Source organism: Candidatus Methanodesulfokora washburnensis, assembly GCF_003947435.1.
Lineage (GTDB): Archaea > Korarchaeota > Korarchaeia > Korarchaeales > Korarchaeaceae > Methanodesulfokora > Methanodesulfokora washburnensis.
In genome coordinates this window covers 100,813-122,722 of record NZ_RCOS01000062.1, presented here as the reverse complement: position 1 = coordinate 122,722, position 21,910 = coordinate 100,813, and the positions used below count along the sequence as shown (strand labels likewise).

At 39.8% G+C, this 21,910-nt stretch carries 24 protein-coding genes, 1 tRNA gene and 1 pseudogene; 13 read left to right on the top strand and 13 right to left on the bottom strand.

Features of this window, described 5'->3' with window-relative positions; genetic code table 11:
* Nucleotides 1-9: 9 nt before the first annotated feature.
* Together D6D85_RS04610 and rqcH are read right to left on the bottom strand one after the other, a co-directional pair.
* Nucleotides 10-501, bottom strand: a complete 492-nt coding sequence (locus tag D6D85_RS04610) for a CBS domain-containing protein (protein WP_125670896.1) — start codon at nucleotides 499-501, stop codon at nucleotides 10-12.
* On the bottom strand, nucleotides 498-2,279 hold the full coding sequence (gene rqcH / locus D6D85_RS04605; RefSeq protein WP_125670895.1) for a ribosome rescue protein RqcH: 1,782 nt from the start codon (nucleotides 2,277-2,279) through the stop codon (nucleotides 498-500). Before rqcH ends, D6D85_RS04610 begins: the two co-directional genes overlap by 4 nt.
* A 253-nt stretch (nucleotides 2,280-2,532) precedes the next feature.
* Between rqcH and D6D85_RS04600 the strand changes: the two genes are divergently transcribed.
* The 9 genes from D6D85_RS04600 to D6D85_RS04560 all read left to right on the top strand — a co-directional run bounded on the left by D6D85_RS04600 (nucleotide 2,533) and on the right by D6D85_RS04560 (nucleotide 7,700).
* A complete protein-coding gene (locus tag D6D85_RS04600) occupies nucleotides 2,533-3,369 on the top strand; it encodes an EMC6 family protein (RefSeq protein WP_125670894.1) in 837 nt (278 codons plus the stop codon).
* Between the two features lie 9 nt (nucleotides 3,370-3,378).
* Nucleotides 3,379-3,798, top strand: coding sequence for an archease (locus D6D85_RS04595; RefSeq protein WP_125670893.1), 420 nt, complete (start codon nucleotides 3,379-3,381; stop codon nucleotides 3,796-3,798).
* 81 nt (nucleotides 3,799-3,879) lie between these two features.
* Nucleotides 3,880-4,905 carry a 50S ribosomal protein L3 gene (locus D6D85_RS04590; protein WP_125670892.1) on the top strand — a complete coding sequence of 342 codons (1,026 nt, stop codon included), beginning with the start codon at nucleotides 3,880-3,882 and terminating at the stop codon, nucleotides 4,903-4,905.
* The gene (rpl4p, locus tag D6D85_RS04585) at nucleotides 4,902-5,696 is read left to right on the top strand and encodes a 50S ribosomal protein L4 (protein WP_125670891.1); all 795 of its coding nucleotides are present in this window, start codon (nucleotides 4,902-4,904) and stop codon (nucleotides 5,694-5,696) included. The genes D6D85_RS04590 and rpl4p overlap by 4 nt, the downstream gene beginning before the upstream one ends.
* On the top strand, nucleotides 5,693-5,962 hold the full coding sequence (locus D6D85_RS04580) for a 50S ribosomal protein L23 (RefSeq protein WP_125670890.1): 270 nt from the start codon (nucleotides 5,693-5,695) through the stop codon (nucleotides 5,960-5,962). The genes rpl4p and D6D85_RS04580 overlap by 4 nt, the downstream gene beginning before the upstream one ends.
* Nucleotides 5,963-5,966: 4 nt before the next feature.
* Nucleotides 5,967-6,701, top strand: a complete 735-nt coding sequence (locus D6D85_RS04575) for a 50S ribosomal protein L2 (RefSeq protein ID WP_125670889.1) — start codon at nucleotides 5,967-5,969, stop codon at nucleotides 6,699-6,701.
* Nucleotides 6,702-6,799: 98 nt separating this feature from the next.
* Complete coding sequence (locus tag D6D85_RS04570; RefSeq protein WP_125670888.1) at nucleotides 6,800-7,165, top strand: hypothetical protein; 366 nt, start codon at nucleotides 6,800-6,802, stop codon at nucleotides 7,163-7,165.
* A gap of 47 nt (nucleotides 7,166-7,212) precedes the next feature.
* The gene (locus tag D6D85_RS04565) at nucleotides 7,213-7,608 is read left to right on the top strand and encodes a 30S ribosomal protein S19 (protein WP_125670887.1); all 396 of its coding nucleotides are present in this window, start codon (nucleotides 7,213-7,215) and stop codon (nucleotides 7,606-7,608) included.
* 4 nt (nucleotides 7,609-7,612) lie between these two features.
* Nucleotides 7,613-7,700 (top strand) — tRNA-Ser (locus tag D6D85_RS04560).
* A 22-nt stretch (nucleotides 7,701-7,722) separates the two neighbouring features.
* Here the strand turns inward: D6D85_RS04560 and D6D85_RS16990 are convergent.
* Nucleotides 7,723-7,845 (bottom strand): annotated as a pseudogene (locus tag D6D85_RS16990) (type II toxin-antitoxin system CcdA family antitoxin); the annotation flags it as partial.
* Nucleotides 7,846-7,985: 140 nt separating this feature from the next.
* On the opposite strand from D6D85_RS16990, the gene D6D85_RS04550 reads away from it, so the two are divergent.
* The 3 genes from D6D85_RS04550 to D6D85_RS04540 are packed head-to-tail and all read left to right on the top strand — an operon-like array spanning nucleotide 7,986 to nucleotide 14,037.
* Nucleotides 7,986-8,675: a hypothetical protein gene (locus D6D85_RS04550; RefSeq protein WP_125670886.1), complete on the top strand. Its 690-nt coding sequence runs from the start codon at nucleotides 7,986-7,988 to the stop codon at nucleotides 8,673-8,675.
* A complete protein-coding gene (locus D6D85_RS04545; RefSeq protein ID WP_125670885.1) occupies nucleotides 8,675-10,891 on the top strand; it encodes a type IV secretory system conjugative DNA transfer family protein in 2,217 nt (738 codons plus the stop codon). Before D6D85_RS04550 ends, D6D85_RS04545 begins: the two co-directional genes overlap by 1 nt.
* 5 nt (nucleotides 10,892-10,896) lie before the next feature.
* The gene (locus D6D85_RS04540) at nucleotides 10,897-14,037 is read left to right on the top strand and encodes a tetratricopeptide repeat protein (RefSeq protein WP_125670884.1); all 3,141 of its coding nucleotides are present in this window, start codon (nucleotides 10,897-10,899) and stop codon (nucleotides 14,035-14,037) included.
* 50 nt (nucleotides 14,038-14,087) lie between these two features.
* Here the strand turns inward: D6D85_RS04540 and D6D85_RS04535 are convergent, their stop codons facing one another.
* A complete protein-coding gene (locus tag D6D85_RS04535; protein WP_125670883.1) occupies nucleotides 14,088-14,537 on the bottom strand; it encodes a hypothetical protein in 450 nt (149 codons plus the stop codon).
* A 147-nt stretch (nucleotides 14,538-14,684) separates the two neighbouring features.
* Here D6D85_RS04535 and D6D85_RS04530 point away from each other — a divergent pair, with 147 nt between their 5' ends.
* A complete protein-coding gene (locus D6D85_RS04530; protein WP_125670882.1) occupies nucleotides 14,685-15,764 on the top strand; it encodes a hypothetical protein in 1,080 nt (359 codons plus the stop codon).
* Nucleotides 15,765-16,068: 304 nt separating this feature from the next.
* On the opposite strand, the gene D6D85_RS04525 is transcribed toward D6D85_RS04530, so the two are convergent.
* The 9 genes from D6D85_RS04525 to D6D85_RS04485 all read right to left on the bottom strand — a co-directional run bounded on the left by D6D85_RS04525 (nucleotide 16,069) and on the right by D6D85_RS04485 (nucleotide 21,774).
* A complete protein-coding gene (locus tag D6D85_RS04525; RefSeq protein WP_125670881.1) occupies nucleotides 16,069-16,419 on the bottom strand; it encodes a hypothetical protein in 351 nt (116 codons plus the stop codon).
* Nucleotides 16,409-16,645, bottom strand: coding sequence for a hypothetical protein (locus D6D85_RS04520; RefSeq protein WP_125670880.1), 237 nt, complete (start codon nucleotides 16,643-16,645; stop codon nucleotides 16,409-16,411). Before D6D85_RS04520 ends, D6D85_RS04525 begins: the two co-directional genes overlap by 11 nt.
* Nucleotides 16,646-16,754: 109 nt before the next feature.
* Nucleotides 16,755-17,384: a CRISPR-associated protein Cas4 gene (locus tag D6D85_RS04515; RefSeq protein WP_125670879.1), complete on the bottom strand. Its 630-nt coding sequence runs from the start codon at nucleotides 17,382-17,384 to the stop codon at nucleotides 16,755-16,757.
* Nucleotides 17,385-18,374 (bottom strand): DUF932 domain-containing protein, encoded by a 990-nt coding sequence (locus D6D85_RS04510; protein WP_125670878.1) that lies wholly within the window; start codon nucleotides 18,372-18,374, stop codon nucleotides 17,385-17,387. It lies immediately after the preceding gene.
* A 200-nt stretch (nucleotides 18,375-18,574) separates the two neighbouring features.
* Nucleotides 18,575-18,808, bottom strand: a complete 234-nt coding sequence (locus D6D85_RS04505; protein ID WP_125670877.1) for a hypothetical protein — start codon at nucleotides 18,806-18,808, stop codon at nucleotides 18,575-18,577.
* Between the two features lies 1 nt (nucleotide 18,809).
* Nucleotides 18,810-19,103 carry a hypothetical protein gene (locus tag D6D85_RS04500; protein ID WP_125670876.1) on the bottom strand — a complete coding sequence of 98 codons (294 nt, stop codon included), beginning with the start codon at nucleotides 19,101-19,103 and terminating at the stop codon, nucleotides 18,810-18,812.
* The gene (locus D6D85_RS04495) at nucleotides 19,085-19,807 is read right to left on the bottom strand and encodes a helix-turn-helix domain-containing protein (protein WP_125670875.1); all 723 of its coding nucleotides are present in this window, start codon (nucleotides 19,805-19,807) and stop codon (nucleotides 19,085-19,087) included. The genes D6D85_RS04500 and D6D85_RS04495 overlap by 19 nt, the downstream gene beginning before the upstream one ends.
* Before the next feature lies 1 nt (nucleotide 19,808).
* Complete coding sequence (locus D6D85_RS04490) at nucleotides 19,809-20,117, bottom strand: replication protein (protein WP_125670874.1); 309 nt, start codon at nucleotides 20,115-20,117, stop codon at nucleotides 19,809-19,811.
* Nucleotides 20,118-20,877: 760 nt separating this feature from the next.
* Nucleotides 20,878-21,774 (bottom strand): hypothetical protein, encoded by an 897-nt coding sequence (locus D6D85_RS04485; protein WP_125670873.1) that lies wholly within the window; start codon nucleotides 21,772-21,774, stop codon nucleotides 20,878-20,880.
* Nucleotides 21,775-21,910: the final 136 nt, after the last annotated feature.

Genomic DNA, 21,910 nt, shown 5'->3' with positions numbered 1-21,910 from the left:
TGGATCACCTCATGGAGCCCATCCAGTCCTCTGTCTTGCCTGCCTTAGCTTTTCCGATGCTATGAAGATTATGTGAGGGGCAACTCTCACTATATCCCTTGATGAAACTATCCCGACTATTTCACCCCTCGAATTCACCACTATCAGCCTCCTTATATTCCTCTCAGCCATTATTCTTGCGGCCTCCATTACATCCACATTATCCCTTATTGTTATCGGGTTTCTCGTCATTATCTCCCCTATGACAATCTCTTCCGGTCTTTTTCCCATGGGATTTGCGACATACCTCGTGACTATATCCCTCTCCGTAACTATACCAGCTATTCTTCCATTCTCCATTACAACAACAGATCCTATGTTCTTGTCCCTCATAAGCCTTGCAACATCAGCAACAGAGGTGCTGGGAGATGCTGTTATCACATTTCTCGTCATTATCTCCCCTATGAAAAGGGAAACCTCAGGTTTTTCCTTTTTAGGAGGTATTGGAGCCCACATCTTCATCCCTCTATCTCCACGTCCCCAGGAGGCATTGCTCTTATTATCTCCTTTGGATCCAAGGACAACTTCATGCCCCCCATCCTTCTCTCCAACTCCTTCTTAATAACCTGTACTGCTTTTTCCCTTGTAATATTACCCGGTCTTATATTTAAATGAGCTATCATCCTCCACGAGGCACTTGGAGGACTTGATATAAGTCTAAGCTCATCCTCATGCCTTATTATTCCTATTGAAAGCCTTAGATCAACCCTTCTGTATTCTCTCTTTCCCTCTATGAAGAAGGATCCCTTGGGTATGAACATGCCGGGTGGTGGATGTTTTCTCACCTGCTCACCTCTGACATAGTACACATCAGCTGAGCTGAGCTTTTCCCTCCATGCCCTAGAAAAACAAGCCGCAAAGACAGCTGCCTCCTCGATAGTGGCATCTCCAAAGCTCTTTCCATGACATTTCACGATGACAACGGCCCCTCCTGGCATGTCAACGTGGAAGAACAGGTCATCATCCTCCATGTGCTTGTTCACCAGAATCCTGTTCGTGTTCCTGTCCCTTCCAGCTAGCACCATGAGACCATCCGATGATATAAACCATCTGAAGTCATCATACCACCTCTTCCTGTAAGTCAGAACCTCCCTCTCCTCCTTTTCTTCCTTAATTCTCTCAATCCCCTCAGCTTTTCTCTCAAGCTTTTTTGCCATCTCATAGTACTTCTGTGCATTCTTAACCGCATTAAGCGTGTAATCAAGCTCTATCTCAATGTTATTCAATGAGATGACAACGGACCTTCTGCTTCTATCAATTTTCATGACAGCTTGATCATCAAGACCTTTTCTCACCTTATCCAGAATGAGATCTAAGGCAGGAATATTGCTGAATATAAAATCTCCCATCTCCCTCATCCTTTTTGCCTCCTCCAGATATCTATTCCTCGCTTTCTCCAGTGATTCCTCCCTTTTCTCCCCTTTTTTCTCCTCCAAAAATCCCCAGAAGTACTCCTCAAGCATTCTCATAATATCATCGAATTCCTTATAATTGCTTTTCATATAATTTAATTTTATAAATGAAAAATCTATATAATTTCCATCCTGTAAATATATTACAGGAGTGGGGTTTCTCATTGCATTATACAGGTTTAAAATCTCCTTCTTCAAGAAGGATATCTCCTCCTCGCTCATCTCGGAAAGCTTTCTCATGGGATCAAGTCCTGTATTGCCGAGAACTTCGTTCATATATGGGGGGCCTATACCAAGGCTGGTAAGGGCCTTCCAAATCTCTATATCCATCTGCTCAATGCTATCGAGATCAAATTTGCTCTTTGGGACTAAATAAGGCTTTCCTCTTTCTATTTCTCTATCCCTGAACTTCCTGTAGCTTGATGCCAGCTCTATTATCCCATCTTCATTCGTAAGCACGAGGTTTCCCCTGCCGAAAATCTCTATATTTACTGAGAACTTCCCCTTCTCCGACGAGAAAAGAAGGGATACAACTCTTTCCATCCCTATCTGAGATACCTCAACAAGTCTTGAACCCTTTATCCTCCTTCTAACCGCCATAGCCAGCTTGCTTGGGACCTCTGGTTTCTCTATTCCTCTATCCGTGAGGAATATGCTTTTTCCTGGCAATATGACTAGTTCCTTTCTGCTCCCTATCCCATGGCTGAATGACATCGTGAAAAACTCTCCAACATGATAGAAGTTCTTCAGATAGCTTCCAGTGATCTGGCTCAGGTAATCCACTATTGCTTTGATCTCTATGCCCGTGAGACTTGATCTCCTCTCCATCAGGGAAGGAATACAAGCATGTTATAAAACTATTTGAGAGGAGAGAAAAACCAAGAATAGAATTTTCCAAGGGATTGGACTGAGCTCAGTTGTCCAGTAGCTAAATTTGCTTCTCTATTCGATATAAAAGCGAAAAGACATCTGATTTTATCTAAACTCCCGTAAATTAGCGATGAAAATTGTCTGTGAAGTCCTCGAGGCTGAGGTGAAACAGTTATAAAAACTATCTATAATAGTGAGGCGGGTGGATACATTGAGCGATAAGGAAGCCATATTCTTCGTGAAGATAATCGCATCATGCCTTCTAGGCATGGCAGCAGGAATTTTCAAGATAAACGCCTATCTTGGGATTTCTCTCTTTGTCCTTCTCCTCTTCTTAACTGGATTCCTCTACTTTAGTAGTGGGAGGAGGGAGCTCGGGCTATACAGCGTCTACAGGGAAGGGGCCGGGACTGCTTTCTTGGGATTCATTCTGATGTGGTCACTATTTCTGACAATAGCTGGAGGAGGGATTACAGTGTATACAGCTGAGGCAAATGGCACAGGGATTTGTCCCTTGGTAAAAGTGGCTGGTCCCGGTGCTCTTGACTACAATATCTCATATGTCCGTCTCGGCGAAAAGCATGGCTGGCCACTGCAGGTGACAGATGTGCTTGATCTGTGGCTAGGCAAGTCTTTGAAGGAGGGAAGCACCACAATCGGGGGTTATGAAGTTGAGCTGAAGGACGATAAGTTCAACATCTCCCTCTATGTAAACCCCTCTTTTGAGCAGCATATTCGCCTCCTTAACTCAAATGTGAAAATGGAAAGAGGGACCTGCAAGATATATGGCAGGTTCAACATAACGCTCGAGGGAAACAGCTCCAAGGAGATATACCTAGGTGAGGCTCTTCTGAAGTTCCACTTCAATGGCTCAATGCTCAAGATCCTGATCGAGGATGTGAAGCTTGGATCCAACTTGACATCAGAGGGCGTGAACATATTCTCAATTAAAGAGGGTGGAGTATCATATATATTTGTAGAGAGGCCTCCCAGAGTCACCAGAACGGCCAGAGTAGATGATGTTTATGTGATCGTCCTCACTCCATGAGGGGTCCTCATGGAGTATGAGTATCTGGATGTTGAGGGAGATATAGGCTTTGTTGCTAGGGGTAAAAGCTTGGAGGATCTCTTCAGGGCAGCCAGCTTGGCGATGTATAATGCGATGGTGGATGTGTCAAGGGTTGGGAAGTCCATTTACAAGGAGATAGAGGTGTCAGCAAATGAGCTTGACATACTTCTTCATCACTGGCTTGAGGAGCTTCTCTTCATAACAGATACGGAGGGACTTGTTTTCTCGTCCTTCGATGTTGAGATATGCAAAAACGGCGAGTTTAAGGCAAAGGGCAGGGCCTATGGCGAAAAACTAAACCCAGATTTGCACGAGATTAGAACAGCAGTGAAAGCAGTTACCTATCATAACTTAGAGCTGAAGCCTGAGGATGATGGCTGGAAAGCTGTGGTAATCTTGGACGTCTGATCTTATCAATTGTTTTTGAAAGTTTTTATAGACCACATTGTCAGCTCAACTGTTGGATGTCCTAAGTTTAGGGTGGACTAGATGCCTAGAAGACATGGATCCCTACAGTTTAGACCTAGGAAGAGAGCTGAGACGACCAAAGTCAGCTTTAGAAGTTACCCTGAGCTGAAGGAAGGACCGAAGCTTGGAGGATTTCCAGGATATAAAGTTGGAATGCTACATCTTATAGCGATAGAGGATAGGCCGGGCAGGCCGACAACAGGAACTGAGATTGCAGTACCATCAACTGTCATAGAGACACCTCCGGTGAATGTTGTTGGAATAAGAGCATATAAGAGGGAGCTAAGTGGATTAAAGCCTATTGCAACAGGACTCATTGTTGAAAAGGATGATCCTCTTTCCAGGCTCTTTCCAATAGGAAGTGGGATAAAGAACTTTGACAAAGCCATGGAGGCGATAGAAGGGAGGAAGGAGGAAGTGGGATCCCTCAGGCTCATCCTGAGGACCAATCCCCAGATGGCAGGGGGGCTCAGCAAGAAAGTGCCTGAGCTTTTGGAGGTTCCGATCTTAGGTGGAAGCATTGAATCTAGGATAGATTATGCGAGGAATGTCATTGGAAACGCGATCAGAGTTATGGATGTTTTTAGAGAGGGTCAGTTAATTGACATAACTGGAGTGACAAAGGGAAAGGGATTCCAAGGAGCTGTTAAGAGATTTGGAATAGAGATGCTTCCTCACAAAGCGGGAAAAGGGAGGAAGAAACCAGGAAGCCTTGGATCCAGGCATCCACCTTACATAACATGGAGAGTGCCGAGGCCAGGACAGCTTGGATATCACAAGAGAACTGAGTACAACAAGAGGATAATGAAGATAGTGCCAGCGGAATACGAGAATGGAGTTCCGATCAAACTTGTTGAGGATCTGAACCCGCCAGGAGGATTTATCAACTATGGTCTTGTGAGGAGCGATTGTATAATAATATCAGGATCTGTCATGGGTCCGCCGAGAAGGTTCATCATGATGAGACATCCAATAAGGCCTCCTTCCTATGAGCTTGGCAAACCGAAGATAGTTCACATAAGCACAATAAGGGAGGTGTCCTCATGATAGTAAGAAAGGTTTACAGCATAGATGGCTCTGTTGTCGGTGAAGTACAGCTACCCAGCTTATTTGAAACTGATATAAGGCCGGATGTGATAAGAAGAGTTTATCTCTCCATTCTAACTGCATCAATACAACCACAAGGAAGGGATAGGTATGCAGGCTTGAGGACAAGTGCTGAGTCATGGGGGGTAGGTCATGGAGTGGCAAGGGTTCCAAGAGTTAAGGGAAGGGGATATTCAGCTGCAGGAAGGGCAGCAAGAGCGAATCAAGCTGTTAAAGGAGTGAGAGTGGGAGCTCCTAGAGTTGAGAAAGTTGTCCTGGAGAGAGTCAACAAGAAGGAGAAGCGCCTTGGGCTGATATCAGCTTTAGCTGCAACAGCTTCAATAGAGCTTGTATCAAGAAGGCATAGGCTGAATGGAGTAAAAGAAGTCCCAATAGTGATGACAGATGAAGTTGAGGAGATAAAAAAGACAAAGGATGTTGAAGATCTGCTCATAAAATTGGGCCTTCAGAATGAGCTAGAGAGGCTTAAGAGAAGGTTTAAGAAGATAAGAGCTGGAAAGGGGAAGTACAGGGGAAGAATAAGGAAAAGGGCAAGAGGTCCTCTCTTTGTTGTTCTGAAGGATGATGCTTCTCTGAGGCTTTCAGCTAGGAACATACCCGGAGTAGAAGTTGTTCCCGTGAGAAATCTTAGCGTGATAGATCTAGCCCCTGGAGGGGTTCCTGGAAGGCTTACCATATGGAGTAGATCCTCTCTGGAGTTCCTGAGCAGGAACATAGGGGTGATCGGATGAGGGATCCGTATTCAATACTTATAAAACCAGTTGCTTCAGAGAAAGCCATAAAAATGGCTGAATCTGAGAACAAACTTGTTTTTATAGTTGATAGAAAAGCCAAGAAGCCTGAGATAAAGGAGGCTGTTGAAAAAGCTTTTAATGTAAAGGTGATAAAAGTGAACACTTATATAGCACCTGATGGCAGGAAGAGAGCAATAGTTAGGCTGAGCCCGGAGTTCAAGGCCACGGATATAGAGGCACAGCTTGGCATAACAGTGGGGTGATGTGATGGGAAAGAGAATACTGGTGCAAAGGAAGGGAAGAGGGGGAATACAGTTCAGAGCGAGGGATCATCTCAAGCTGGGAGATGTAAAATATCCTGCAGCTTCGGAGGAGACAATTAGAGGAAGGATAAAGGCCTTTCTCCATGAACCCGGGAGATGGACCCCTCTTGCAGTTCTGGAGCTTGAAGATGGATCAGAAATGCTGTATTTGCCACCTGAAGGAGTTCACATAGGACAGATAATAGAGATAGGACCCGAAGCAAGTGTTAAAACTGGGAACGTTCTTCCCTTGAGTAGGATACCAGATGGTACATTAGTGTGCAATGTGGAGATAAGAAAGGGGGATGGCGGCAGGATAGCGAGAAGGAGCGGGGCATATGCTGTTGTCTTCTCTCACGAAGGAAATAATGTGATACTCAGGCTTCCATCCAGAAAGGAGAAAGTGGTTTCGGCTGAGAACAGGGCAACAATAGGAATAGTTGCTGGAGGAGGAAGGATGGAAAAGCCTTTCCTGAAGGCGGGGATAAAGTACTACAGGGAGAGGGTCCACCCAAAGAGGTGGCCTGTTGTCAGAGGAGTTGCGATGAATCCAGTATCCCATCCACATGGAGGAGGATCGCATAAGAGACCAGGAAAACCGACTACTGTTGCAAGAGGTGCTCCTCCTGGGAGGAAAGTCGGTCATATAGCCGCAAGAAAGACTGGAAGAGGGAAGAAGAGGGCAGGGATAGTGAAATGATTTTTATACAACTAAAGTTTTCAGCGGTAAGAAGTAGCTTTTCGATGGGAAAGGTTAAATATGCTGGATGTCTTTGTAATCATAGAAGGTAGTTCGGCATGAAGCTTGTTAAGAAGGGAAAAAGCTTCGATCCTAGAGATGAAGTACTGAAGGTACTGCAGAAAATCGGTTTTAACATAACGCTAGAGGAGAAGATAAGAGGATCCTCAGGGATCTATCATCAGATCGATTTTCTAGCGGAAAAAGGCGATAAAAGAATTGCTATATCAGTGCTTGATGGTGATATCAACATGAGAAAGGCGATGAGCCTGAGCCTGAAAAAGCTTGATATGGGCCTAGATTACATAGTGATATCTGGGGAAATTCCCGATGAGATAAAGTTCATGCTGAAGGAGTCCGGTATTATCATAATAGATAATTTTAATTTTAATGAGCTGGAGGAGAAATTAAAGAAGCTCCTCTGATAGATTTTTTATACGGGTCCCTTCCTTCATGAAGGGAGGATGATGTCATGTCCAAGGAGTTCACCCTAAGGGGATATACATTAGATCAGCTGCAGAAAATGTCAATATACGATCTAGCACCTTTACTAAATGCTAGGGCTAGAAGAACTCTGAAAAGGGGTCTTTCTCCTGAGAACAAAAAGTTGCTCGAGAAGATAGAGAAATACAAGAAGCTCGGGATAAACAAGGTGATAAGAACTCATAGGAGGGATATGATAGTCCTGCCCAGCATGGTAGGGATGAAAATAGCTGTTCACAATGGAAAGGAGTTCGTGGAAGTTGAGATAACTCCTGAGATGATAGGACATTATCTTGGCGAATTTGCGATGACAAACAGGATAGTGAAGCACAGCAAACCAGGAAAAGGAGCAACAAGGTCAAGTAAGTTCCTTCCTCTTAAGTGATCTGGCCGGGGTAGCCTAGTCCGGACCAAGGCGCCGGCCTTGAGAGCCGGTGGCCCAATCGGGCCTCGTGGGTTCAAATCCCACCCCCGGCGTATTTTTGCAGTTTTCACTCTTTAGCCTTCTTATTGCATCTTTTAAGGCATTTTCACAGACTTTTGAAATGTTTAAGCCCACTTCCTTTGCTTCTCTAACTACATCTTTATCCACATAAATTGTAACATTCACGCGTTTTCCCATAATCCCACATGAAATTATGTGGTTTTCCTATTTAAGGATTTCGTGAGCAGAGCCGGCGACTTGAGAATGGAGAATGTTGAGAATATTGAGAATAAAGTTTTTAAATAACTTTTTGTTCAAATTCAAATGGAGGGTAATCCATGGCTCCAGTTTCAAGATCGTTAGTGTTCCTTGTTCTAATTCTGGGAGTTTTATTCATCATTTTTGCCTTCCTAATTCAGCTCCTGACCTTTGGATTTGTGAACACAGGATGGCTTTATGGCCTAGGAATCCTGATGATAATCTCCAGCATATTTCTGGCATTGATGCCAGGAGGGATATTGAGGAAGGAGCAGGTTCTCGATAGCTGGGGCATCTTAATTGAAAAGGGTAGTGGGAAATCAGAGGAGATCTTCAAGGACACTGAAAACTTCTTAAAGGAAAGCAAGGCGCCAAACGTTGAGGCAGAGAGGACAAAAATAGCTCCGGGAGTAATGAAGTGGATTATTGGAGCTGAGAGAGAATTTTTAAAGGTCAGAGAGAGGAGCGCAAGCTTGCACCCTTACAATATATTCATAGGAGCAAGGGACTACGGAGAAAACTTGGATGTGTCATGGTATTTGACATTCACTCCATCTCTAATCGATGCTTTGGTCTACCTTCTGACGCTGGGAAGATTTGGACTTAAAACTCCGAAAGATCTTGATCTTTTTGAGCTCCAAGATCTCTCTGCTTATGCAACAAACTGCCATCACTCTTTGCTGAAGGCTGTTGAGAAGCTGATGCTCAGCTTGAATCAGGATCCATCTAAGATAAACAGGAGATCTAGAGGGTTCTTGGGTGTATCCTGATGGAATTTTTAAACAGGATATTTGGGAAGAAGGATGAGAAAACGGGGAAAAAAGCAGAAGCAAAACAGGAATCAGTAGGACAATACGAGGAAGTTGAGACCCTAAACTTGGGCTGGTACTACTCTGAGAATAAGAAGGAGTGGCAGATGGCAAAGATAAAGGATGAGGATAGAAAAATCCACTTTTATGTTGTCGGTGCCTCAGGAACTGGGAAATCAAAGTTTCTTGAGTTCCTTATAAGGCAGGATATTCAAAAGGGAAATGGCTTTGGAGTTATTGATCCACATGGAGACTTAATTGAGGATGTTAAGGGCTATTTGGCCTTAGCTTTGCCAAGAGAGGAAATTGAGGAGAGAGTTGTTTTAATAGATCCCACTGATGAGAGGTACACTGTTGCTTTCAATCCTCTGGAGAAAATTGAAGGAGTTTCATCTGCTGAAATTGCAGCCGAATTGGTAGAGGCATTCAAGAAGATCTGGATTGATTCATGGGGAGCTAGGATGGAGGATCTTCTCAGAAACACACTTATAGCTTTGATAGAGGCTGATCTAACCTTGGACAATTTGCCCCGCTTTTTAATAGATGATGATTTCAGGGATAATGTCCTTGAGAGAGTTACTCATCCAATAGCAAAGAGGTATTTTCAGAGGTTCAATGCTTTAACTCCTAAGACCAGAGAGGAATGGATTGAATCGACATTGAATAAGGTCAATGCCTTTTTATCCGATGACAGGATCAGGGAGATATTCTCCCATCAAAAGTCATCATTCAATCTGAGAGAGATAATGGACACCAAGAAGATCTTATTAGTTAAGTTGGACAGGGGAAGGCTCAAGGAGAATGGGGATCTGCTTGGCTCTCTTTTAATGACGAAAATAAGGATGGCGGCATTCTCAAGGTCTAATATACCGAGGGAGAAAAGAGTTCCATTCTACCTCTACATCGATGAGTTTCAGAACTTTGCAACTGAAGAATTCATCGACACCCTATCAGAGGCTAGGAAATACGGTTTGGTTTTAATTCTAGCCCATCAGAACCTATCTCAGTTGCCAAAGAATTTACAGGACTCAATTCTGACAAACTGCGGGATCCAGTGCTACTTCAGGGTATGCAGGAGGGATGCTGAGATTTTAGCAAAGGAGGCATTTGAGACAACTGGATTAGAAGTAAAAGCAGTAAAGCTCAATAGAGAATATTCAGATTACGATTGGTTCACTTATCAGGAGGAGTGGGAGAGATACATTCAGGAGCTTGAACAGCTTCCAAACAGGTGCTTTTTCGCAAAGCACAAGATTGAAGGAGGGGTTTTACCCCTTTACACTGCTGAAGTTTTGCCAGCTTATGAGGAGTTCGGAATTGAGAAAGAGGAGTTTGAAAAGCTAATGGGAGAAATAGTTTTTGGAAGGAAATATCTTCTGGAGAGAAAGCCAAAGGAAGTTAAAAAGGAAAAAGTAAAACCTGAGGAAGAAAAAGAGAAGTTAACAGCACTGGAGGAGATTATTGCAACCCTAAATCCATTAGAAAAGGCTATTCTGTGGGCTGTTGGGGTTGGAAACTACAGCTCAGCGGATATCTATGAGGAGGGAAATAAAAAACTTAAGGAATGGGGATGCTCAACGAGGAAATACAAAGAATTCAAGGAAAAGCTCTATGAATTCGCCAAATTACCCAAAGATGGAGGAAAGGGATTGATAGAGTTCACAAAGCTTGGAAGAAGTTTTTGCTATTGGCTCTCAAAGTGGGGAGAAATTGCCTTTGCTGAGAAATTCGGAATTCCTTCAGATAGGGCTATAAACGAGCTTGGAGGAGGGAAGCCATCTAAAGCAGTGGCATTGGAGGTTATTAAAGAATGGCTTGAGCCAGAAGGATATAAAGTAAAGGCAGAGGAGAAGATAGAGACAGATTTAACTGAGAGCCACAGGGGCTACACAGATTTGGTCGCAGAGAAAAACGGAGAAATCTTGAGGATTGAAATAGAGCATAGATCACCAAAACAACAGGTAGAGACGAACATAAGGAAAAACCTAGAGTACTCAGATACTCTCTACATTATTGCTAGCGATGATGCCGCAAAGAGAAAAGTCATTCAAGTTGCCTTAAGAACAATATTTAGGCTTAAAAAGGAGAAACCAGGAAAAGATCTGAAAGTTAAAATAGCCAACATCGACGAATTGAAACAAAATCAATTCAAGGGTTGGTTCGAAGTCAGGGGTTGATAACAATGAAAAGAAGAACGTTGATTACGATAGTCACAACGATAATCATGTTAGTTGGAATAGCATTGTTTTTCCCAACTATCCTGTCATGGCAAATATTAGTGTCTATTCTGTCGGTATTAATAATCATTCTACAGATTCTTCCTCCAATTCTTGATCTTTGTTTCAGGTATAAATCCCAAAGAAGGCTCCCGAAAATAAAAATAAAAGCAACTTATGAAGTGAAAAATGCTAAGGACCTAGAAAAAGTGGTTAATACGAAACCTTTCATAGAGGATCCCTTTCTCGGAAAATTCATTAAGGGTGAAGCAATATTAAGAAGGAGCTGGAGTGACATTAAAAAAGAAGTAGATTTTTCTATGCTTCAACCTCTCAATTTATCTGATCCTTACAGAATATTTATAATTACAGGAAAAGCCGGGATGGGAAAAACTACATATATGCTCTGGAGGCTCGATGAACTCTTACAAAGTAAACTTAGACCTTTTAAAAGAATTATTTTTCTTAACCCGAATGGTTATGAGTTATGGGCAGAAGATTTATTTAAGTATAAACCAGAGGAAACACTTCTTGTTCTTGATGCACCGCAACGAGGAGATGGTGATGAAGTTTTTAAGAAACGATGCTTTTATTTATTTAAATTAGCCATCGGAGAATTAACTGCTGCAGAAGGAAAAACAGAGGAAGGAGTAGTCGGTCCTTTTAAAGTGCTCATTACAATAAGAGATGATGAATATGGTTATCTTAGGGAGCAAAAGGAATTTGCACCAATATTTGAGAATCCTGAGAATTATTTTGTATATGAGATTACTCCTCAAAAATTAAACCCTGAAGCAATTCTTAAGAAATACTTAAACTCTTATAAGATTCAGTACGAGGTTCCTTCTGATAGAGAAAAAATAGTTATGAACCTATTGGCTTCTAAAAGTGAAGGAAAACCTATTTACATCCGCTACATAGTCACTGATCTGAAATCAAATAATAGAAGTTTTTCAGAGGAAACTCTTAGTCAGTTCCCCCAAGGAATTGCCAATCTTATGTGGCAAACAATAAAAAGAGGGTATTATGTATATGAGGACAATGTCATTCCCTTTTTACTTCTTTTGCTCCTCCACATGAGCCAAGATTTTTCCTCTTACTTTTTCAATTTCGTTATAGATAAACTAGTCCAGAAAGAAATGAAAAAGGATATTAAAACCAAAATTAAAAATCTAAGATCTCTTCTTCAATGCTCTGTTTTTAAAGATGTGGAATTTTTTTCAATGGATAGTCATTTGAGGGAAAGCCTTAGTATAGGACTAACTCAACCCGAAAAAATTGATTATTCACTTAAAGATATAGTTGAGTTCTATAAACAAATAAATGACATGCAATTTCAACGTATGAAAGAAGATATTGCCATAAGTCTAAGAAATCACCTTCGAAATGGGTTCAAAGATAAAGCAGATGTTTTCTTATGCGTTGATCTCGCCAAGATGGGTGAGGAATATCTTGACGATGCCACTAAATACTTTTGTGAATTATGGCAATCATCAAAACTTCCAAAAGATTACATTGATTATGTGCGGGAAGAACTTTTTGAATTATGGGAGAGCCTAGCGAGAAAATATAAAGCAGTTTATGATGATGAAAAAGTAATTTATTGTTACGAAAATGCCCTCGATAAGTTGGGAGTGAGAACTCATTTAAGATCACTTGTTAGTTACGCTCATTACTTACAAAAACGCATTTTGCCAAAATACAAACATGGCACACAGGAATTTCAGCGTTGGAAGGAAAAAATCGAAAGTTTACACAAGGAGGTCATAAAGTATCAGAAAGAGCAGGGAATAAAAGACTACATAACCTACCTTACGCTGGCCGATTCTTATAAGCTGTCTTACCAAGTAACAGGCAAAATTGAAGATCTAGAAAATGCCTTGGATAATTATCTTCAATCCGCAAGAGTCGAAAACACTTCAATAGGATATGGCACTGTAAGAAATTATATCGTGGAATTAATGAAGGAAACTGGGATTAAGAAAAGAACCAAGCCTGATCTTTATTATAAATGTGTTCAGGCTCGCATTGAGTGTTCCGAAAAGGCGTATCAGCTCAATCCAGATAACTGGAAGAATTGTGGAGACTATGGAGAAGATCTCTTGGTGATGGAAAAACCCGAAGATGCAATACCCATATTAGAAAGGGGGATTAATCTTCTCCTTAAATCAAATAATCTAGGTGATGTAGAAAAAAGAGTGCATCTCAGTTGGTTTTATGGAAGAATTGGACTATGCTACAGACGCATGGGAAACATTCCAAAGGCAAAAGAATTCCTATTCAAAATCGCAGAAATAGAGAATCCCCCCATAAGCTATTTTAACTTAATTAATTGGATGTATAAAATAAATGAGTACCAAGAAACTATTAATGCATTTGAGAAGTTTAAAGAGAGTTTTCTTACATCTAAGATGAAGGAAAAAGAAAAGGTATTTTCTTTTATACCGGATATATTATTGTATGTAGCAGTAAGTTATGAAAAATTAGGGAAAAGTGAGATGTCAATATTTTGGAAGTATTACGCTGATGTAGCATACTATTTGAAAGATATCAAAGAGTGGAATTTTGTAGGAAACAGGCTAGTGAAATATCATAAACTATCTGAAGCAAGAGAATGTTTTTTAAAGTATATTAGAATAGATTCCAATAATGCACAAAACCTCAGTCAGTTTGCACATGTAAGTTATCAACTTCAAAAATGGAATGAAGCCAAAATATGTCTCAAACGCGCTCTCTCCATTAGAAAAGATTTGAGAGATGAAATAGCACTTTCCTTCTTACAGCAGAAGTGCAAAAGTACGCAAAAAATTCCTGACTTTTACAAAGTAGAAGATTTGTTAGATCTTGCTGTTCAAGAAGAGTTAAAAGGAAATAACGAGAAAGCCTTAAAGTATTACTCAATTGCCTTGGCTATATTGGAGAAACAACGGTTTAGAAGTGAATCTGACATTTTGGCCTACAGGTTTATCGGAGACGCATTTTGGGCACTAGGAAAAAAGGAAGAAGCACTAAGAATATATGAAAAAATAAAGGATGAAACTACTGGCTACGAGAAAATAGTTGCTGAAACAATATATTGGTTTATGTATAAGAATATAGAAAAATAACCCCCTTAGTTAATATATAAATTAAAAAAAGGAGAAAGGGGGAAATAATATTAGATTGGGCCCTGTGACTTCTTTGAAAGGCTAGCTAGCTTTCTTTCGACTTCACCCCTCTCTGCAGTTGTCCATAGGCAATACAAAGTCTCAAAGGCAGGGATGTTTCTAGGCCCTCTTCTAATTTTGGTCCAAACCCTCTCGATAAACCTACCGATCCATTCTCCAATCGTTAGGGGTTTTCCAATCGAAAGCCATCCAAAAGTCTTTTGAATCCTTTTTGCTAATTCTCTATTCGAAGTCCATATTTCATAATCAAACAGTAAGCCTTGAAGGGGCGGATGCGTATAGGTATACGATGGATTTGCAGCAAATGCTTTTAGAAATTCTGAGTATGACTTATCGTCCTTATACGTATAAGTCCATGTTTCCCTAATTACTACATCCACTTCTTTAGCTAGCCTTTCAATTTCTCTGTAGCTGCACCCAGTTACTTTTTTAATGAGCATTTTCTTTCACCATAGACATTTTACCAAATTATCAAGAATTTGTCAAGAGCTTTTTGCATAAATATATACTATTATTCATCTTTAGAGATATCCGAAAAATTTATAATTTGCCAAAAGCCCATTGAGATTTACGGGTGAATAGTTAGAATGGAGGGGATAGAGGATCCTGAGATACTTGTACGATATCTATCTTCAGAAAAGAAGTATGCAAATGATAAAGAAAGAATAAAGAACGCAATAATAAGAATTTGGGCATATTTACAAAGTCATCCAGAAGATAAAGTTGTACGCCAAGCCTATTTAAGTTTCATCACAGAGAAGGGTTTTTTCAATCTGGAAGATATTAAGGTGGCTTTAGAGGATGCAGAGAAGTGGATGAAGCAATTCGGTCCTATTCCCTTATTTGATAACTATATAACAGTTATTTTAAAAATTAAAAAAACTGGGATAAATATTAAGATAGATACTGACTTAGTTACGCAACTTGGGTACAGCTATATCAATTCTGCTGAGGGTAATCCTCGAGTGATTAGAGATTTCGCGAAGTATCTTGCGACAGAAAAGCGTTTTGATGAGGCTCAGAAAATCTATGAAAACTTACTTAAAATTAAAACAAATCCTGAAACGAAAAGCAGCATATATTTTACTTACGGCCAAATGCTTCTTGGTCAAGCAATGACTATGGAACCTTCTAGTATAGAGCGCATGGAAAAACTTAAAAAGGCAGAGGAAAAATTTAGAAAGGCCTTTAAAATCAATAATCTACATTATATGGCTCTAGTTTTTTTAAGTATTACTTTGAAGGAAGAAGGAAAAGAAGAAGATGCAAAGAAGAAACTCGAAAAAGCTGAAAAAATAGCAAGAAAATTTAAAAAGGCAAGACAGGAAAAATTCTCAGCAGGGGAGATTCCTTACAAAATAGGAGTTTTTTACCTTGAATTCGATCGTTACGAAGATGCAATTTATTGGCTTGAAATGGCATGCAACGAAGAACCGGAAAATTTTGCAAACTGGTGGCGATTAGGTTATGCTAAGAAAAAGTACGCACTTCTTTTAAAGGAACAATCTCGGGAGGAATACAAAAGGTTTCTTAGTGAAGCACTTTCAGATCTCGAAATATCCTGGAAGAAGGCACCCAAACTTCTTCAATTACCTGCTAGTGAGGATATTCCTAACTTAATTGCAGAATGTAAAAAACAACTTCAAAGTAATATTGAAGAAAACTAGTGAAATAAAATTTGAAATATATCACTATAACTAAAATAAAACTATAATTTTAATCCGTTGTAGTTAATTCTATATTTCCATAATACCTTATAAAAAGAGAGAGGTAATATTATTTTTCAAAAGTATGGAACCTAACGGCTTAATAATCGTAGGCTTCCTATGTTGTCGCATCCAAGAGATGCACCGAAAGATTTTTAAATAGAAGGAGAGTAGTATTTAGGGGACATGAAAACAAACATGTCCCTTTTTTTAAAGTATTATCGAATATTTTCAGAAAATAGATTTTATAAAAGAAAATCTTTTTTCATTTCGCTATAACCTGATAAACAGGTATTGCTAGAATCTCATCCCTTTCTAACCTCTCTACATCAATTGAACGGAAAGCATAGAGTTTCTTCCCGACCTCAAAGAATAACAAATCCCAATAGCCTCCCTTTCTGATCCAGATTGCAGGTCTTGAACTCAGTATTCTTTTACCTGCAATTTTGCTGTATTTCTTTCCTAGCTTGTCATGCCTCGATTTCATAATTGCACCGCATTCGGAACACTTCCACTCTATTACCTCAGTTCTCTCGTTTTCATAAACCACTTTTCCAGTAAAATAGGTTCTGCTGTGGCAGATTGGGCAAAGGATGTTTTTAACTTTAATCCTCATTTTCGCTCTCCATTAAGGCGTAAAGTGCATACTTTATTCTCTTTAAGGCATCTATAAGGGAAACGGCCTTTCTCTTTGTGTCGTTGTTCAAATTAAGCAGTGATAAAGCAGAGCCTTTTATCATCTGATATTCCTCAACTAAGGCTCTATAATGCTTTATCTTCTCATCACAGATCTCAATTATTGAGTTCAGCTCCTCTTCAAGTGTTTTAATGTTTTTCTCCATTTTAATTCTTTGTGTTTAAACCTAAATAAAAGATTTTGCTTTTTATTGAAGCTAAAAAAGAAGCCAAAGGGGTATTTTGCCCCTTTGGCATTAAAAGAACTGAAAAGAGCTATTTTCTGTGTTTGCAGTTGCTTTTGCTACAGAACTGCCTGTATGGACAGTACTGGCACTCCCATTCTGGCCATCTGGGAGATTTCTCATCTTTTATTAGCTCGATTACCTCTCTATCGGTTAACGGCTTCCTTATAATGAAGAATTTCAATCCCTCCGGGCTCACGTAGAGCAATTCTCCTCTCTCAGAACCAATTAGCCAGAGGTAGAATCTGAGCTGCAAGATGTGGTGCTCAAAGGGTTTGTCCTGAATTGAGGTTTGGTACTTAACCTCTATTGGGATTTTTGTTTCTGGCTCAACTATGTCTATCGTTCCGCTTATTAAATAGGGCTTTCCATCAACTGTCAATTCTTTAGTGCATTTCCTTTCCTCTCCCCTGAATCTCTGCCTCAAAGCTTCCTCTATCAGCTGTCCAACAGCAAATCTTGGATTGTAAATTTCTGCTCTTTCTATATCCGGAAACCTCTGCCTCATTCTCCTCTTCTCTGGGCACTCACAGAGCTCATGGACAAAAATTACCTGCTTTCCCTCTCTTTTGAACTTCTCCCTTGTTTTCTCTCTTTCTTCAATGTATTTTTGCTTCATATCGATGAAAAGTTTTTCAATGCATTTTTCTGAGGCAGACATTCACTCACCTTCCAGCATTTCCCCTGCGAATTCCTCAAGTTTTACCTGTTCCTCAACGTCTTTTAACTCTCCTGCCAGATTTGCCACTGCATTTATCAGCCCATATTTTGTTGGCTCTGAAAAGTGCATTAAAAGTCTCTGTTTTTGCTCCTCGCTTAAGTTCAGATGCCCCACAATGTTTTCAACTGCCTCAATTGGCTTTTCAATTTTCACTTGAGTGCTCTCCCTTAGCTTTTTGACCCATGACTGGAATATCTGTTTATCAAATGTAGCCCTGATTATATCCCTTATCTTTGCCCAAATAGCTCTGTCCTCAAGCTCCCTTGTCTCATGGGACCAGTTTATCTCCCCTATTTCCAATGTCTCTCTTCCTAAATGTATCTTCTTTAATGACTGCTGGAGGATTAGGCCATTTCCGCATACTCTCCTCAGTATGAAAGGCTCTATTCTTAAAGCTGAGGCACCGACCTCAGAGTTCCTTATGATTATTCCACCATGAACCACATCTCCCTCCCTTATCGATTCTGCTAGTGTCCTGTCTACAGCTTTCAGATAGAGCATTGTCTCAGTCAAATCTATCCTGTAGATTTCAACAGTTTCTTTCTTTTTGAACTCATCTAGGGCTAGAAAGATAAGGTCATAGTTGTCCATCATCCTGTATCTATCCGATAGTATGGCTCTTATTCTCCCGTCCAAAATCCTTATTAACCTTCTCTCCCTTTCTCCAAGCCATGCATTCACATTCTCAGCTAAAAGTTCTGATTTCCCTGAATTTCTCATTCTCTCGTAGTATCTCCTAGGAATTTCCAGCTTATCTGCTAATTGTCCGTGAGCCCATTCCGTTAGAGGAAACTCTCCGTATTCAGGTATCTCTAACCTTATCCCATCTCCCTCGTCGGGTACTGCTTTTAATGTGGTGCTCTCCACAATAAGATCCAATCTGTTCCTCTTCTGCCTCTCAAGTTCTCTCACCAAATCAACCAAATTCATTCTCTCACCTCCCAGCGGAGCTTTTTCGCTCCGCCAACCTAGATCCCGAATTCTCAGGATCTGGGTTCACGGAGCGAGCGAGCCGAAGGCGACGAAGAGAAAGTCATCCATTTCCTTCCATTTTGAGTTTTAAGGTTCTTTTTTGTTCATTTTCCTTCCATAATTGATATATTTGCTTCAAATTCTAAGATCTTTTGTTTTCAGTCCCTCTGTGTAGCATCGCTAACTATTTTCTCAGTCAATTTATTTGAAAAGATACTCAAATTTTCCCTCTCAATTCTGCAAACTTCCTTTATTCTGTTTAAAGTTCCCTCTATTTTCTCTAACCAATTCCTAATTTCCTCTCTCTCCCTTTCAGAGAGGCTTTTGTCCCTTGCTTTCTCAAGAATTATCTGAAGCTCAAGAATTATTAACTTGAAGTTTCTCTCAAGCATATTAGCATCTGATTATCTTCCAGTTCTTGTTTAAGATCCAAAGCTGCTTCTCAACACTTCTTGGCGTCTTAATTTCTCTCAACTTCTCAATTTCTCTCTTTAAGTTGAAGCTTCCAGTTTTAACCTGCAAAAGAAGGACTTTTGATTTCGAAATCGCAACTATGTCGAATGGCGAGTGGGAAGCTGCCGATCTGAAGACAACATCAAACTTTCCTGAATTCCTCAGAATCCTCATTACCTCAAGCTCTTTCAAATATCCCTTCCTGTATGGTGATTTTAACTTCCCTCTCGCCATAATGGGTAAAGGCTCTCGATGTTCCTCTCCCCAACCTTTTTAGCCTTCCATAAGTTGACGATGAAATTCGATAGACAAACCGACAGTGAAGCTCCAAACTTCTCAAAATTCTCCGAATTCAGGTACCAATCTATTAAATTTTTGATCTCATCAAAGGAGTATTTCTTAAGCCTCTCCTTAGCAAGTCTTCCATCCTTTCCGTAATCAATCTCAGAGCAAAATCCCTTTAACTCCTTTACCCTCTTTTTAAAGTAATCAATTACATCTATTGGAGATGCTTTAGCATCCACTTCTATAGTGTTTTCTTTCATATTATTTTCTTTTGTCTGAACCTCTTTCACTACCTTAACTGAACCTGTTACAGGATGGGTCTGAACCTGCTTCACATTTTCAACCTTCAAAAGTGTAACTAGGTTAGTTTTCCCCTTACCTTTTTTCCTCTCAACCTTAATTAAACCATTAGCTTCCAATACCCTGTTATACTTGATTATCGTCTTGATGCTTACTCCAAGCTTTTCAGCTAAAGTTCTCTGAGATGGAAATGCTACACCCTTATCCCTTGCGTATGAGGAATAGGCATTGTACAAAGCCAAACCTATCACACCTATCTTTGGAGTGTAATCTTCAAAAATAACCCTTGGGATCCAGTACCAATCTCCATCTCCGATACTCCTAATCTCAATTTTTTGATTCCGTATTTCCATATCAGCCTTTAAACAAATCTACCTTCTGCCCCTTATCGACCCATTCTTTCAAGTTCCTGTTGATCCAGGAGATTCCGAGCTTTGGATTCCACTTTATGACTCCTCTAAGAATCAACTTTTTCAGTTCTTCTTCAACATAATAGGGGAGAATGCCCGTAAAATAAAAATCTCTCTTCTTCAAAACAGCATACTTTCTTCCCAATCCATAGGAAAACCTGATTATGAAAAGAAGAATCTTTAGCTGTCTTTTAGTGAAGTTTGAGGTCAAGATCTTATCCAGTATTTTGTTTTCAATCTTCGTGTAAGCCATAATCGTTAAAATGCGATAATTCAAGGCAAAATAAATAGGCAACCATTTCCAGCAACCCCCTCTCAATTAAACGCTCTTTCTACTCTTAACTCTGCTCGAAAGATGCCGAACACTCAGTCAAGACAATCAATCCTAGCTTCCTCTCTTTCTCAATCCCATCTTGAGTGCAACCTTTATGAATTCATCACAAAACTACGATACTTAATTCCATTTTAATCGTCCAAACACGATTGTCAAGACCCTGAGCTGTGGATAACTGGGAATTTCTGATATAATTAAAAATGGCTTTTAATCGGAATATTCTTAACTCTTGTTTTTGGAGTAGTAGGATTAGGTACTTATACTACAAGAAGATTCTCTTTAATCGAAGAAAAATTTAATAGAGAAATTGAGGAAATTAGAAAAGAAATAAAAGCTCTCAAAGAAAATATTGAGCAACTTAAAATAGAGATTTCCGGAAAACAAAAGGAAACCTTTATTAAAGAAGTTGATACTTCCAACTGGAAAATTTTTAGAGATGAAGAATTTGGATTCGAGATAAGACACCCAAAAGAGGCAAATGAACTTGAGAAAAGTTGTATTTATATCTCTAAGTCTAAAAATCGCTGTGTAGAAAATATTTCTATTCTCCTTCCTACCTTGGTGCCTATTGAGGACATTCCAAAAGGGAGTTAGAAGAAATTCCTGACGAACTTATTAAAGAAGGTTTTTTAAATTAAAAAATCTTTGTGATTTATTCTGATCATAAAGAACATTTTATTTATGATAGAGGTGGTACTTTAAGAGTAGTCTCCAATTCTTTTATTATTTCACCGCGGATATAGATTTTAAGAGTTAATTTATATTCTCCCCCTTTTGCATCAGTAGTTACAGGATAGAAGGCGGAGCAGAGTGTAAGAATATATGTTTTGTTCTCTCCTGGCTGGAGTATCGTAGTTTCTAGCTCCCCAAACCACTGAGAGCAAGAGCACAAACTTGTATCATCTTTATATATCCCCACATGAGGCGATCTTATTATTATTGGAATTTTTTCGGAGTTTACGAACGTTACTTTCATTCCTTTTATATAATACTCGTATCCTTCCCATGCCTTTTCCCAGCTCCCTTGAATTTCTATTTCCATTTTAGCCTTTTCTGGCCCACCTATGCTGAATTTCTCCTCATACAATAAATTTTTGTTGTCTATCTCTCTAACGAGTACAGAATATTCTCCTGGCCTCGGGCCTTTCGGGTTGGTAAGAAGTCCTGTAAGAATATCGAATACTTTAACTATTTGGAGAGTCTCATAATACTTAACTGATGGAATAAAGAGGGTTGCTTCGGGTAAGAGCTCCCCTTCGGGCGATCTTACTTTCACCTCTAAATCATAGCCGAAGTTTTTGATTTTGAGAATTCCGGTTTCTTTTTCAAATTCTGCTTTAAATTCCTTTAGCTCTTCAATCCTTCGCAGATGGCAATCTTCGAAGTGTAGATATGAGCCTCCAAACTGTGTTTCTTCTAAACCCTTGTTTTTCCCCATCACTGCTATTACTTCTCCTTTCTCTAATGAAGCCACTTCTTTTTTGTCGGTAAAAGAGCAAAGAATGCTTGCCGGGCGTAGGATATAATCACTGACTCTAATCCATACATCTGCTCCCTTTTCTTTATGCGCGCGCATATTTTCACAGATTGACTTTTTCTTTTTCCTAGCTATAATAGTAGAAATCTAATTTTTCAAGTCAAAAATTTATTAATGCTAACCCTAAGGTTCTGCTATCTTCTTTGCTAAATAAATATTGGACTTCCTTTCGCCA

Coding starts and splice junctions, on each gene's coding strand:
- D6D85_RS04535 (WP_125670883.1), bottom strand. CDS start 14,537: ATGCTCATTAAAAAAGTAACTGGGTGCAGCTACAGAGAAATTGAAAGG.
- D6D85_RS04495 (WP_125670875.1), bottom strand. CDS start 19,807: ATGGAAATACGGAATCAAAAAATTGAGATTAGGAGTATCGGAGATGGA.
- rpl4p (WP_125670891.1), top strand. CDS start 4,902: ATGATAGTAAGAAAGGTTTACAGCATAGATGGCTCTGTTGTCGGTGAA.
- D6D85_RS04520 (WP_125670880.1), bottom strand. CDS start 16,645: ATGGAGAAAAACATTAAAACACTTGAAGAGGAGCTGAACTCAATAATT.
- rqcH (WP_125670895.1), bottom strand. CDS start 2,279: ATGGAGAGGAGATCAAGTCTCACGGGCATAGAGATCAAAGCAATAGTG.
- D6D85_RS04595 (WP_125670893.1), top strand. CDS start 3,379: ATGGAGTATGAGTATCTGGATGTTGAGGGAGATATAGGCTTTGTTGCT.
- D6D85_RS04485 (WP_125670873.1), bottom strand. CDS start 21,774: ATGCGCGCGCATAAAGAAAAGGGAGCAGATGTATGGATTAGAGTCAGT.
- D6D85_RS04490 (WP_125670874.1), bottom strand. CDS start 20,117: ATGGCTTACACGAAGATTGAAAACAAAATACTGGATAAGATCTTGACC.
- D6D85_RS04575 (WP_125670889.1), top strand. CDS start 5,967: ATGGGAAAGAGAATACTGGTGCAAAGGAAGGGAAGAGGGGGAATACAG.
- D6D85_RS04565 (WP_125670887.1), top strand. CDS start 7,213: ATGTCCAAGGAGTTCACCCTAAGGGGATATACATTAGATCAGCTGCAG.
- D6D85_RS04545 (WP_125670885.1), top strand. CDS start 8,675: ATGGAATTTTTAAACAGGATATTTGGGAAGAAGGATGAGAAAACGGGG.
- D6D85_RS04500 (WP_125670876.1), bottom strand. CDS start 19,103: ATGGCGAGAGGGAAGTTAAAATCACCATACAGGAAGGGATATTTGAAA.
- D6D85_RS04550 (WP_125670886.1), top strand. CDS start 7,986: ATGGCTCCAGTTTCAAGATCGTTAGTGTTCCTTGTTCTAATTCTGGGA.
- D6D85_RS04515 (WP_125670879.1), bottom strand. CDS start 17,384: ATGTCTGCCTCAGAAAAATGCATTGAAAAACTTTTCATCGATATGAAG.
- D6D85_RS04510 (WP_125670878.1), bottom strand. CDS start 18,374: ATGAATTTGGTTGATTTGGTGAGAGAACTTGAGAGGCAGAAGAGGAAC.
- D6D85_RS04570 (WP_125670888.1), top strand. CDS start 6,800: ATGAAGCTTGTTAAGAAGGGAAAAAGCTTCGATCCTAGAGATGAAGTA.
- D6D85_RS04530 (WP_125670882.1), top strand. CDS start 14,685: ATGGAGGGGATAGAGGATCCTGAGATACTTGTACGATATCTATCTTCA.
- D6D85_RS04590 (WP_125670892.1), top strand. CDS start 3,880: ATGCCTAGAAGACATGGATCCCTACAGTTTAGACCTAGGAAGAGAGCT.
- D6D85_RS04540 (WP_125670884.1), top strand. CDS start 10,897: ATGAAAAGAAGAACGTTGATTACGATAGTCACAACGATAATCATGTTA.
- D6D85_RS04525 (WP_125670881.1), bottom strand. CDS start 16,419: ATGAGGATTAAAGTTAAAAACATCCTTTGCCCAATCTGCCACAGCAGA.
- D6D85_RS04505 (WP_125670877.1), bottom strand. CDS start 18,808: ATGCTTGAGAGAAACTTCAAGTTAATAATTCTTGAGCTTCAGATAATT.
- D6D85_RS04610 (WP_125670896.1), bottom strand. CDS start 501: ATGAAGATGTGGGCTCCAATACCTCCTAAAAAGGAAAAACCTGAGGTT.
- D6D85_RS04580 (WP_125670890.1), top strand. CDS start 5,693: ATGAGGGATCCGTATTCAATACTTATAAAACCAGTTGCTTCAGAGAAA.